This window comes from Bradyrhizobium sp. NBAIM03 (assembly GCF_020194055.1).
GTDB lineage: Bacteria > Pseudomonadota > Alphaproteobacteria > Rhizobiales > Xanthobacteraceae > Bradyrhizobium > Bradyrhizobium yuanmingense.
This window is the reverse complement of sequence record NZ_JADYVS010000001.1, coordinates 555,602-567,795: the sequence shown is the minus strand read 5'-3', so window position 1 is coordinate 567,795 and position 12,194 is coordinate 555,602. Positions and strand designations below refer to the sequence as shown.

Annotated in this window: 12 protein-coding genes, 1 tRNA gene and 1 pseudogene; 9 read left to right on the top strand and 5 right to left on the bottom strand. The window is 60.4% G+C overall.

All coding sequences use genetic code 11. The annotated features are described in order from the left end of the window. Window positions 1-285: 285 nt before the first annotated feature. Window positions 286-362: transfer RNA gene (locus tag I6F21_RS02595), tRNA-Met, on the top strand. 145 nt (window positions 363-507) lie between these two features. Then, complete coding sequence (locus tag I6F21_RS38965; protein ID WP_225182795.1) at window positions 508-753, top strand: hypothetical protein; 246 nt, start codon at window positions 508-510, stop codon at window positions 751-753. 219 nt (window positions 754-972) lie between these two features. On the opposite strand, the pseudogene I6F21_RS38960 reads toward I6F21_RS38965, so the two are convergent. Beyond that, window positions 973-1,977, bottom strand: a pseudogene (locus I6F21_RS38960) (recombinase family protein); the annotation flags it as partial. A gap of 393 nt (window positions 1,978-2,370) precedes the next feature. Here I6F21_RS38960 and I6F21_RS02580 point away from each other — a divergent pair. The 7 genes from I6F21_RS02580 to I6F21_RS02550 all read left to right on the top strand — a co-directional run bounded on the left by I6F21_RS02580 (window position 2,371) and on the right by I6F21_RS02550 (window position 7,925). Further along, complete coding sequence (locus I6F21_RS02580) at window positions 2,371-3,033, top strand: hypothetical protein (RefSeq protein WP_225182794.1); 663 nt, start codon at window positions 2,371-2,373, stop codon at window positions 3,031-3,033. A 178-nt stretch (window positions 3,034-3,211) separates the two neighbouring features. Continuing rightward, the gene (locus tag I6F21_RS02575) at window positions 3,212-3,502 is read left to right on the top strand and encodes a hypothetical protein (protein WP_225182793.1); all 291 of its coding nucleotides are present in this window, start codon (window positions 3,212-3,214) and stop codon (window positions 3,500-3,502) included. Further along, window positions 3,499-5,604, top strand: coding sequence for an AAA family ATPase (locus I6F21_RS02570; protein ID WP_225182792.1), 2,106 nt, complete (start codon window positions 3,499-3,501; stop codon window positions 5,602-5,604). The genes I6F21_RS02575 and I6F21_RS02570 overlap by 4 nt, the downstream gene beginning before the upstream one ends. A gap of 242 nt (window positions 5,605-5,846) precedes the next feature. Further along, entirely contained in the window at window positions 5,847-6,116 is a 270-nt protein-coding gene (locus I6F21_RS02565) for a hypothetical protein (RefSeq protein ID WP_225182791.1), read from the top strand. Between the two features lie 72 nt (window positions 6,117-6,188). Next, window positions 6,189-7,259 carry a phage major capsid protein gene (locus I6F21_RS02560; RefSeq protein ID WP_225182790.1) on the top strand — a complete coding sequence of 357 codons (1,071 nt, stop codon included), beginning with the start codon at window positions 6,189-6,191 and terminating at the stop codon, window positions 7,257-7,259. A gap of 232 nt (window positions 7,260-7,491) precedes the next feature. After that, on the top strand, window positions 7,492-7,716 hold the full coding sequence (locus I6F21_RS02555; protein WP_225182789.1) for a hypothetical protein: 225 nt from the start codon (window positions 7,492-7,494) through the stop codon (window positions 7,714-7,716). Beyond that, window positions 7,713-7,925, top strand: a complete 213-nt coding sequence (locus tag I6F21_RS02550; RefSeq protein WP_225182788.1) for a hypothetical protein — start codon at window positions 7,713-7,715, stop codon at window positions 7,923-7,925. Before I6F21_RS02555 ends, I6F21_RS02550 begins: the two co-directional genes overlap by 4 nt. A gap of 529 nt (window positions 7,926-8,454) precedes the next feature. Here I6F21_RS02550 and I6F21_RS02545 read toward each other — a convergent pair. From I6F21_RS02545 to I6F21_RS02530, 4 genes are read right to left on the bottom strand one after another with little or no spacing between them, the layout of a single operon-like run. Continuing rightward, a complete protein-coding gene (locus I6F21_RS02545; protein WP_225182787.1) occupies window positions 8,455-9,252 on the bottom strand; it encodes a hypothetical protein in 798 nt (265 codons plus the stop codon). Window positions 9,253-9,275: 23 nt separating this feature from the next. After that, window positions 9,276-10,415 (bottom strand): hypothetical protein, encoded by a 1,140-nt coding sequence (locus I6F21_RS02540; protein WP_225182786.1) that lies wholly within the window; start codon window positions 10,413-10,415, stop codon window positions 9,276-9,278. A gap of 29 nt (window positions 10,416-10,444) precedes the next feature. Beyond that, a complete protein-coding gene (locus I6F21_RS02535) occupies window positions 10,445-10,999 on the bottom strand; it encodes a PIN domain-containing protein (protein ID WP_225182785.1) in 555 nt (184 codons plus the stop codon). Further along, a complete protein-coding gene (locus I6F21_RS02530) occupies window positions 10,986-11,759 on the bottom strand; it encodes a hypothetical protein (RefSeq protein ID WP_225182784.1) in 774 nt (257 codons plus the stop codon). Before I6F21_RS02530 ends, I6F21_RS02535 begins: the two co-directional genes overlap by 14 nt. Window positions 11,760-12,194: the final 435 nt, after the last annotated feature.

Here is a 12,194-nt window from a genome sequence, read left to right as displayed (position 1 = left end):
CGGCAGCCCCGGCGGCGACCCCAATGTAAGGCCGAAATAAGGGCGCTTCCCTTCGCCTCTCCCCGCCGGGGAGAGGCCGGAATCCGCGCAACGCGCGGATTCCGGGTGAGGGGGACCATCCGCGAGTTCGGCGCCGTAAAAAATCGCAAATTCTGGTGAGAAATCGGGCCGAAGCGGACTTGTCGCGCCGAAGCTTTAGCGAAGGCGGATTGACTTACCCCCGCCGCCTTCCTTATATGCCGCGCGTTCGCGAGATCGGCCTCAAGTCGCCGCCGCGATCCCTGTGGCGGGGTAGCTCAGCTGGTTAGAGCACGGGAATCATAATCCTGGGGTCGGGGGTTCGAGTCCCTCCCCCGCTACCAACGATCCCCCCGACATCGCCATGTTCGGAAAAAGGCCCGGATTGCCGCAGAGCGCGGCGAGGCGGCCCTTTATGTCAATCCGGACGCTCCGGTAGTCTTCGGTGTTGGCTTTGGTTCCAGCCCCACCCGGCCGGCTGGGACTAGCGTGCACGATGATCGCCGTCACCAGTTCGCGGATGGTGGCGAATTCGGTCGGGGTGCCGCGCTTCAATTCATCAGCCAGCTCTTTGACAGCGCGCTTGTAGCGGTCGAGCGCCTTCGGGTGCAGGGCGATGACGCTGTCGCTTTCTTTGGCGCTTTCGAGCCCGGCCATGACCTTGGCCTTTTCGGCCTCAAGCTCCTGCATGCGGGCGACGAACTGCTCTGGCGGCATGCCCGTGACCACGATTGAGTCAACGATCCGCTTCATCTCGCGCCCGATCTCGCCGAACCGCCGTTCCAGCCGGGCGCGCTCGGTGCTCGCCTCCTTTTTCAGCCGCTTGCGCTCGGCGTTATAGGCATCGACAAATTCAGCGATCATCTCGGGATGGGTGAGGTGCTGGCGCAATCCCGTTATCGCGAGTGCTTCGATGTCGTCGAGGTAGACGCGGCGGCCGTTGGTGCAAGAGCCGCTTTCCCGGTATGCCGAGCATTGCACTCGCAACCCTTTGCGGTCACTGCCAACCGAACACATACCGCCGCCGCATGAGCCGCACCTGATCAGTCCGGAGAACACTCGTTTCGCTGCGCGCGACTTTTGCGCCGTTGCTGGCGTCGCGTCGCGGCGGCGCTCGATCTTGATGAGTTGCGCGGTCTTGAACGTGTCGTCGTCGATAATGCGCAAGTGCGGCACCTCGACAATCTTGTATTGCTCTTTCGGATTGGGCCGCGACAGGCGCTTGCCGGTCGTCGGGTCCTTCACCATCCTGACCTTATTCCAGACGATGCGACCGGCATAAAGATCGTTCAGGATCATGCCGCCGCCGCGCGCGACGTGACCGTTGATGGTCGAGCCGTTCCAGAGCCTGCCGCGAGGCGGGCGCACACTGCGTTTGTTGAGGTCGTGCGCGATTTGGCGCGGCGTCATGCCGGCGATGTAATCAGCGAAAATCCGTCGAACGATCTCGGCCTCTTCCTCGATGATCTCCAACTCGCCGGGCTTGCCCTTAACAGCGCGGTAGCCGTACGCGCGCCCTCCAGCGTGCCGACGGTCGCGCAAGACACCTTCAAGACCGCGCCGGGTATGCACTCGCAGGTTTTCAATGAACTGCTCGCTCATGAGCGCGCGCAAGGCACCGTCAATCGTGCCAACCTTACCGCTCGCGGTGTGCAGGGTGATGCCGAGGAAGTCGAGCCGCTTGCGGGCGTTGTGATAGTCGGCCTGATCGCGGAAGATGCGATCCATGTCCTCAGCAACAATTACATCAAACAAGCTGTTCTCGGCCGCCTGCATCAGCGCCTGGAAGCCAGGACGGTTGACGGCGGCAGAGCCGGAGATCGCGCGGTCCTCAAAGGTCGAGATCACCGCCATGCCTTCGCGCGCGCAGAGATCGCGACAAAGGGCGATCTGATCGTCAATCGAACGATCCTTCTGACGGTCGGATGAAAAGCGGGCGTAGATTGAAGCGCGGATCATTGGTGTTCGCTCGTCGCAGGTTGGGATGCTGGGCGGGCCGCGATCTCGGCCTCATGATCCTCGCGAGCGAGCCGCTTGGCAAGCTCTCTCACGTAGCGGAGAACGGCCTCGTCGGGCCGATCCGGCGGTATTATTTGACTCTCGACCTCGCCAGATGCCGCTGCGGCCCGCGCCGGCAAGAGGCGTTCCAATGTCGCCGGTTGTTGAAGATGCTGTTTGTGCTCCACCTGGAGGTCTCAGGACTGCGGCGCGGTTGCACAAGCGGGTTACGGCAATGTTCCGGACGGCTTGTTCTGCGCCGTAAATTGACGCAGCATCGCTGCCCCGTGAAGGAAAACCGGCGGTGCTTTTCTGCGCTGCCAAATAGCGTTTCAATCGATCGGCCGGGCCGACATGACCAAGCACAGGCCGCCCCCTAGCCAGGCAGAAGGTCGTGAGCAGCTGTTCGAGAAGCTGCTGGCGGCGATGGGCATTGGCGAGGCCGACCACCTTCTCCGTTTTGGGTTGACACAAGAGCTTGACCAGATTGGCCGTAACGCGCGCCAGATCGCGATGCCGGGCACGCAACCGGATCGTCGTAGGAAGGTGCAGCAATATCGCGCAGCGATCACGAAGGTGCTTGCGATATCCGAAACACTCGGGCCTGATTTCTTTGCCAACGAGATCGCGAGGGCATCCTTGTCACGGCTCAACCCTGACAAGGATGCCAGTACGCTGGACAGGCTGGTGGACTTGCACCGTGACGACCGCGACAACGTGGTTGCCGTGCTAACGTCGCGAGTGCGGGACATCGACCACTGGCTCGAGATCAGCGGCGACGACTACCGGAAGCGCGACGTGCGCGAACTTGTAGTCGAACCGTTTCTACGGCTGATGTCCGAGCACGGGATCACCACGAGCCGCAAGCAGCGGCCGCGCAAACGCATTTTTGACGCACTGTTCGATTGGCTCGGGATCGAACAGAGGGTCCGACCTACAAGCGCCAACATCGACAAGATTGCCAGAGACTTAGAGATGGCCAGCGAATCGATCCCCAAAAGCAAAACGGCGGACTAAAATCCGATCGCCGCTTTTCCTGTGCTTTCGCGACACTCGGCCTCAGAATGAAAAAACCCCGCCACGTTAGCGCGGCGGGGTTCTTTCAAAACTGGGGTCGCATCCCAGTCTTGGCTCACTTTGCACGATGATGATGCCACGGCTGGCGCGACCCCGCAAGAGCGGAGGTCTCCACCCTATGAATTTCACCATCGTCCCGCGTGGGCGCAAACCCAAGCCGTCGATCCCGTTGCATCGGTACATGTACCGCGCGTGCCGGGACATCGAGCATATCACGCGGACCGCGCTGACGTGCTCGCCGACCGATAGCTGGTCGCAATACCTGCTCACCAACATCATCCGCGCCATGCGCAATGGGGCCGATGAACTGGAGCGTGCCATCGAGCTGCGCGTTGCGGAGGATCGCGCGGTGCGCGAGGAAGAGCTCGCCGCGCTGCGCAAGCGCGAGCAGGAGGCGGGTCGGTCATGAACGCGGGCGCTCAAGCTCTCCAACCGAACCTCGCCGACATCCAAGCGCATTTCCATGCGCTGTTTCATCCGGCATTCGTGCACGCCTATCCCAATGCCTTCATCCAGATCGCCTACGCTGACCCGAGCAGAGGCGGCAGCGTGAACGAGGCCAAGATTTTTGAGGCCCACGATTTGAAAAGTGCCGCCATGGAGGCGGCGACCCTGAATGCCAATGGCTACAACGTCTACACCAGCCCTGCGTTGCTGCAATTTCCCAACCGCAAGGTGCCACCGGACAAGCGGGTCCGTGATGACAAATATCTGACCTCCGCCTTCGCCTGGGTCGAGTTCGATAGCGCGGGCGATGCCGAGCGCGTCAACGCCATTCTCAAGGAAAAGCAGATCATCCCTGCACTGATTGTGACGACCGGTACGACGCCCCATCCGCGCATGCATGTCTATTTCAAGGTTGAAGGCATTCGCGACGCAGAGCACCAGAAGCAGATCAACGGTGCGCTGCAAACCCTCCTTGGTACCGATAATGTCAAGGACGCCTGCCGCGTGATGCGGGTCGGTGGCAGCGTCAACTACCCGACTAAGGAGAAGGCGGACGAACGCGGCTACGTCGCCGAGGTGACCAGCTTCCGTAAGGTCTCCGACGCCCCGACCTACCGCGCCGAGCAGTTGCTTGCGCTGGCGCCGGCGCCCCACGATCTCGACGTATTCGCCGAATATCCGAAGTTTCTCCAGCAACTCGGCATCCTCGTCAAGCCGGGCAAGAGCCACGACGACTTGATCGCGATGCTCCAGGCCAGTCAGGTGAAGGGCCAGTGGCACAACAACATGCGCGATGCGATTGCCTCGATGGTCGGCAAGCGCTGGCCCACGCTGGCAATCAAGTCGATGTGCGGGAACTTCGCCGAGGGCGGATTCGACGACAAGGATGTCGAGAAGCTGATCGAGAGCGCCGTCGAGAAGTTCGGCGACCCGGATGATGATCTGGAGAGCACCGCCGCGCACCCGAAAGAGAAGCCCGAGGCCAAGGCGTCGAGCGCGCTGGCCCTGACCTATTACAACGAGCTGAACGAGCTGCCACCGAAGTTCTGGATCATGAAGTTCGTCCTGGCGCGGGGCGAGACCTCGAACTGGTTCGGCCCGCCCGGCGTCGGCAAGTCGGTGCTGATGACCGATCTGGCGTTTCATGTCGCGTGGGGACGCGATTGGCGCGGCTACCGCTCGAAGGAGCGTTGCGGCGTCGTTTACATCGCGCTGGAACGCGGCGCCTTGGTCAGGCGCCGCCTGTCGGCCTACATGCGCAAGTATGAGACGCCCGACCTGCCGATCGCCGTCGCTTCCAACGTCGTCGATCTCAAGAACAAAGGCTGCGTCAAGGTGATCCTCGATACCGCCCGCGAAGCCGAAGCCCGCTTTGGCTGCAAGGTTGGCGTGATCGTGATCGACACGATCAGCAAGGGCATCGCTGCCGGCGGTGGCGATGAGGACAAGGCGAGGGACATGAACATCGTCCTTGCCAATCTGCGCCGCGTCGAGGAGCTGACGAACGTCCACATTGCGTGCGTCGGCCACACCGGTAAGGACGAGGCCCGGGGGCATCGGGGCTCCAACGCCAACCCGGGCGACGTGGACTTGATGGTGCAGATCAGCGGCGACGGCGCGGTCAAGACTGCCACCGTCGTCAAGATCAACGACGGCATGGAAGGCCCGCTTACGCACTACAAGATCGAAAGCGCGCTGCTCGGCACCGATGAGGACGACGACCCCATCACGACGGCCATCGTGTCGGACGATGGAGCCGAGGCCGAGCGGGAAGCCAAGGCCAAGACGGGGCTCAGTGATGCCCAAAGGCGTGCGCTGGAGTTGCTGACGCGGTGCATCAACGAGCACGGACGGCCGCCGCCGCCGTCGCGGGAGTTCCCGCAGAACGTCCGCGTCGTGTTGCTCAAGGAGTGGCACACCATGTGCGAGCGCTGCAGCCTGTCGTCGGCGGAGAAGAAGACCGACCGTGACAAGGCTTTCAGACGGGCGTGGGAAGGTCTGCAAACCAAGATGCGGATTGCCTGCCTCGATGGATGGGTTTGGCTGGTGCGCGATGACGGCTGAGCAGGTGCGGACAGCAGACAAAGGCGGACAATGTCCGGTCTTGTCCATTTGTCCTTTGTGCGGACAGGCACGGACACACCCCTATAGGGGTGTCCGCGTGTCCGCAGGGACCGGAGATCGGGGGAGGTCGTTGGAAAGATCATTGGCGCCGCCGCGCCGCCTTCGCCCGGGTCCTTGCGCCGGCCCAATGAGGCTGAAGCGATGGCTCGCCGCGAGATCAGCAAACAGTGGAGGCAATCACCATGACCGACGACGTTGGATCGGCTCGCAAGCGCGCCCAGCGTGAGCGCAAGCAGCAGCAGCGCCGCGAAAGAATGAGGCGTTATCGCGCCAATGTTCGCGAGCAGGTGAGCATGGTACTCGTGCCCGTCTCAAACAAATGGATTGATGGCTTCATCGATGCGCAGCGCCTACTGGCATCCGAAAGCGAAGACAAAAAGGAGGTCGCTACCGCTATCATTGAAATCGTCTCTGAGTATTTGGCATCCGCAAAAAAGAAGCGCTCATCGTAGACGCGTCTACGTCCCAATCAGTGCAAACGTGGTCTTATCGGTCCGGCTCACAACGGACCACGAGAATTGCCCATGACGAAAGGCCCGCGACCGATCTCTGTTCGCGCTGACTATCCCAAGGCTTCCGGCGTGCCCTTCACGCGTGCATGCTTCGCGCTCGTGCAGCGCCATGCCCTCCAGCGCGACCATGAGGACATCGATTCTTTCATTCCTTACGATGATCCGGTTGCAAAGGAGATCGTGGCCCGCGCTGTGGCGGGAGCTGGATCGGCGACCGGCTCCGGTTGGGCTGCTGAGTTGGCTCAGCAGTCGTTCGGGGCATACCTCAACGATCTCGCGCCGCATTCGGGCGCCGCGCGCTTGATCGCCCTGGCGACCCCGGCAGTGACGACCAATCCGGAGGACACCACGAAATATCCGACGCGGGTCGGCCCCACGGCGCCGGGCTTCGTCGCCGAGAATTCGCCCATGGCGCTCAGCAACTACGCCTTCGATGCCGTCCAGATTGGCCCGGCGAAAAAGATGGGCGTCATTGTCCCGTTCACGCGCGAATTGGCAAAGCGGTCGGATGCCGAACGCATCTTCGCACAGATGCTCCGGGAAGACCTTGCCGCTGGCCTCGACACTGCGCTGTTCTCGACAAGCGCCGCCACAAGCGCGGCACCTGCCGGGCTGCTCTACGGCGTGACCGCCGGCACCGGAATTCCTGGTGCGGACGGCGCAGCGATGAAACAAGACCTGATTGATCTCGCCGCCTCTGTCGCAGACGGCGGCAGCGGCAACGTCACCTTCGTCATGGCTCCGAAGCGTCTCGCCAAGCTGCGCATCCTCGATCCTGTCCTCGCCGCCTCTCTGGACGTGGCCGCCAGCGCGGCAGTGCCGGCCGATCGTATCATCGCGGCGGATGCCGCAGCGCTACTGGTGGCGACGGACCCGGCGCCGGAAATCGACGCTTCCAACGCCGCAACGCTCCACATGTCCAGCGTGCCGCTTGAGATCGTGAGCCTCACGGGTCCGACCACGGCCGATCCCGTTCGCAGTCTGTGGCAAACCGCTTCGACGGCGTTCCGCTTGTTGCACGACCTCGCATTCGCCAAGCGTCGCGCGACGTGCGTCGCCTATACCGACGCAGTGACCTGGTGATGGTGGGAGAGATGCCGGATTATCCCTTCAACGGCGGGCAAGCCAGAACCGAAGCGGATGATCCGGCAGCTCGCCATGAGCGGATTCTCGCTAGGGCTGCGGGGACAATTCAGCGCCTGGGACAGCAGGCTGTGGAGCATGAGCGTTGGCTCAATGACCCGGCTCGGCGCGATCGTGCGGAGTCGGCTCAGGAATACATCAACGAAACTCATCGGCGGAACGGCGGTGCGTAATGGCAGTGGACCTGGAGAATTTCGCGGCGATGATCGGCGAGGAAGTTGCGCGCGTGCAGAAAGCCGAGCGCGAGGACATCGAGCGTCAGTTCGAGCTGATGCGCCGCGCGTTGGAGGTTCAGGCGAGCCGCATCGCTGATCTGGAGGCGAGTGTTGCGGCACCTTCTGAGCGTTCTCTGGCGCCGGAGAGGACCGCGAGCTTGCTCGCGGGGCGTGCTGAATGAAGTTGGTTGACTCAGCTCGGCAGTGCCGGGCGAGCGCGGTTGAGCTGCGCGCCGGCATCAGACGGTTCGGTGAAGCTGCGCTGGAGATCGAACAAGCCGTTGCGCTGATCCGCGATGCCGCCGAGCTGATGAGTGAAGGTGAGCCTGTCCGAGCCCTGGCGCGGGTGCGGGAGGCGGCGGCCATGATGGGCTGCGGCACGCTGCACTGAGCGACACCGGGGGGGCGGTCGGAAAATCTCACGTCCGGGACCCTTAGAACGGTCCGGGGGTGTCGTTGGGGACGGCGCAAATTCTGAGAAAGGGTTGGGAACAATGCCGCCTAAACGCAAGCCCGGCGCCCCGATTGGCAATGCCAACGCCCTCAAGCATGGCAGATACTCAAAGCCCCTCCGTGCGGCGCGGTTGGCCGCCCTTCAGGCCGCAGTAAAGGAACGAGAGCAACAGCGATCGGCGTGGATCGCGACCGTCCCGCAGACCGATTATGGCGCGATCGTCGACGGATTGCGCGCCCTTCGGCGTTCGAAAGAGGCCCTCAATGTGCAGCTCGCAGAACAATTTTCCGATCGGGATTAGGATTCCAAACTCGCGCAGGGCCGCCCTGGAGCGCGCCGCAGCGATGCGCGGGCTGTCGGTAACGCGGCCCTAATGTGTCGGGCGCACAATTCATCGAAGGGCAATAGGAAACGATCAGCATTGGCCGCCTAATTTACGTGTTTGTGGATCGTGAAGCGGAATTGCTCACCGGCACAACGCTGTTTCGTTTTCGAATGACGCATCTGACCTACTGAACCGCGAACTCACCTTTCCATCGTCGTGAACGAAGAATGAATATATCCCGTATTCGTTCGCTTCCTTCAGATGAATGCCGTACCGAACGTCAGCATACGACGGAAGCTGAAACACCCCTATTTGCCCGTCTTCATAGTTGCCGATTGGGGAGCCTGACTGTTCGGCAACCCGGCAGGCTAGATAGTAGCTATTGACGGCGCTTCTGAGAGAGGACGCGAACGCCCGGTCCTTCAGTTCTTGCATGCAACGCTGAAAGCTCCTGTCATCATCGTCGGGGAAAATAGGTCTATGCGAGCGGCTATCTTGTATTCTCGTAAGGATCAAGAATTTCGAGATGTCGAGATAAGCATCAGAGAATTCTCCCTCCTCACCCCAAAGCGGCTCACCGCTGTACGGGACAAAATGCTTCGTGCCGATTTTGTCGAAGTCTTCATAGGCGGGGTATTTGTGCGTGAGGGCCGTCAGCTCAGCTTGAACGCGCGCCTTGTCGGCGTTCAGCATCTCTCGCTCTTGAGCTTTCGCCTTCCGGTATAGCGCAATCATCTTGTCCGGGTTATCGCGGGCGATGATGTTCGCCAGCTCCCGTTGCAGCACCTCAAGGTATCGGTCGTTTGCCTCATTGGCTGCTGAGGCTTTTCGGTCGGCTGTGCGGGCCAATGAACCGAGCGCGGCCTTTTGAGATTGGCGGCCAATGTAGATGCCGACGGCCAATGTTGCGGCGGCGATGATGAAGACTGAAAAATCCATTTTGCCATCCGAAGGTGCAGAAATTATCGCTGTTTGTAGGGTTCGACGTACGGGTATTCCTTCCGGAACATGTCGATGATTTTGCCATACTGAAAGCTAAAATCCCGGCTCAGCATTTCTTCCTCAAAAGCTTGACGCTGCTCGCGGCCGAAAAGAATACTGCGGTTGCGGATTGCTGCGAGAACGAAGGCGCTGCCGTCGCGCTCAAAAGATGTTCTCATCTCTTTTACGGTCAACTTGCCGTTTCCATAGTAAGCCGCTCGCATGGCAACGTCGTTTGATTTCGAGGTGGCCCGCAATTCATTGTCCTTCAACGCCGTTCCGTAGAGTGAAGCGATGACACAACGAAACTCGTCCGTCATCGAAACGTTCTCAGCAAACAATCCCTTAGAGTCCTCGCCACTTCTGTCCCTGATGTCGAGTGACATCCATCGCTGCAAAATATCTTGCAGTCGCTCAGTCCGGGCAACATGCAAGGGGTTCAGATTGTTGAGAAGATCAAAGAGAACCGTTCTCCAGAGCGGGCTTACTGGCGCGGTTTCGACAAGCTGTAGGATCGCATTATGAATGCGGAAGTGCCCCAAGTCGGGACTGTAATCGTCGTCATTGTTGGTGTTTAGGCGCTCGTTCTCGCGCGAACTATGGACCAGCGTCGCGAGGCGTTGATCCGGCACGCTCGCGAATGCTCCTTCCCGCTTGTATAGCTGCTCCAACAGTTGGTCGGACACCGCAGGATTTCGAACGAGAGTTTCCGCCAGACCGTATTCGCTCTCTCCTAATATGTGCTCGAATTCGTCGTCGCCGATTAGCTCGCGAGGGAAGTCAAAAATGAAGTGCGCCTTCTGTATCGTCGCATTGGAAAGGCAGCCGAGCAAAAGGCCACGGCGATATATTTCGTCAGCTTTGTCCGTTGGGGCTCCGCGACCATGATTATACAGCGCGACAAAGACGCTTTTGTTAGTGCAGTAGCAGGCGAGACCTAGATTGATCAGCGGCTGACCGCGTTCGATCAACAACGGTTCAATGCCGTCTGATCCCGACATGAGCAGGGTTGTACGTATCTCATTGGAAATGTCCCTCAATTCCGCGAAGACTTGATCGGGACTTGCCGACAAGAGCCTTGCATCGCGCGTAAGTTTTAGTTGGTGGTCATCCCACGACATTCGGCCGCCCCCCTTGTTCTTTTGTTTTTTTATTGTTGATCCGGGAGGCTATCGGCGGCCGGTTCGAGTTCTAAACTGAGCTGAGCCTTTTCAGGCGGCAAGGGTAAATCAGACAAGGTGATGACCTTGATCTTCGCGAGCGCCCCAAGCGTGGCAACGTCTCCATCGTCGGAATAAATTTCGGTCGCGCCGTGAACCCTCGCGATGGCGACAATCTGACGATCAACTTTCACCTTCTGCCATGGCGCTTTGCTGTTGCCGCGCTTGTTTCCGTTTGCAAGCGCTGTGCGCAGCATCGCTGCGGCTTCCAGAGCTGCGCGGGTATCGAATGGCTCGATTGCGAACACAGCGTATTTCTGCAAATCCTCTACGATTTTCTGAGAGGCTTCCGGCCCGGCCGTGACTAGGGCCTCGCTAAGCGCGGGCGTCGGTATGATGATTTTCGATTTGTCCTGACTCAGCCGGTGCACCAAGTACTGGATTCTATCCCGAGGGCGGATGATGGGGGCACCGTCCGCTCCATTGGGAACGCGGGTACCAGGGCGCAGTAGCAGTAAGAGATTAGTGGAATCAATGACCACCATTCTTGCTGCCTCCCGGTCCCTTTCGCATATCGATCAGCTCCTGATACGCGTCGTCTCCCCATTCGGTGGGAATGTCGCGTAGAGCCGCGAGCGCGTCGGTAAGCTGGGTCTCGCGGAGGGCTTCAAAGCTCTCCACCCGGAAGTTCTCTAGTGTCCAAGTGCCGTCCGCATCGCGAGTCCACTTGCCCTTGCCGAACAATCGCACAGGCTCGAAGAGCTTAGCCCCGAGCTGTTTGGCTATGGCGCGTGTGGTTTCGCAGCCGCTTATCTGTTGAGTTTCAGATTGCAGGGTTATGTGGATGGAGCTGTCTTTGCCGCGAATGCCGGTGACAATGCCGTCAATCGAGCCTTGCTGTTTGACGGTGAATCTTTCCTCCACCGCCTCGCGTCCGGGGAAGCGGATGATGACCCCACGGGGCGCGGCGTCTCGCAGCACGCCGACCGCGTTGTCGGCCTTAAGAAGCTTGTTCAGGGTGTTGAAGGCCCGGAGGGTGTCTCCGCTAGCATCCCCCGCGCGTACGGCTACCACGCGTGCGCGGACCTTGGGCATGGCTTCCCGGTCAACACGCGCGTTTAGGATCGTGCTGCCCTTTGTGAGACCTCGAAAATGCACCGCGTCCCGCTCGCCGAGCAACGTTGCCAATTCGGCCATGTACTGAGCTAGCCGTCCCATCGGCATGGTGGCCGGGCTATAGGCGTCAATCCTGAACTGATATTCGCTGCCGTGCGGACGGGTCGCTTTGTTCGGAGGCTTTGCCATTGGCGTCAACTTTTTAAGGGGCGCGCGTCAGTAAAGCAGAGCCGCTTTAATAATACTACCAATGCGGGCGCGAACCGACGAAAGTAGAGCAGGGCGCGCAACACGCTGCTTTGGGACCGGATCACGGGCGGACGGGGTGCTAAGTCAGGCCGCCCGATAAGTCTTTGAAAATAAAGGCCCGTATTGGGGGGGGCGTTCGTAGCGCTCCCCCGCTCCAAGCCACAACGCCGATAAGACCCGCTGTAGGGGCTTTCGGAAAACTAAGCAGCCGAGATCAGAAACTCCGGAAAATCCTGTCGGGGGGAACGTAGGTAGCGCTCCCCCGCTACCAAAAATCTGACCTACATAGCGTGCAGTCTAACCTTCGGCATGAGTCCCGCTCTTAGATGTCGGACGCGTCCTGGCGGACTAGGATGCGTTAACGTTCGTCCGAAT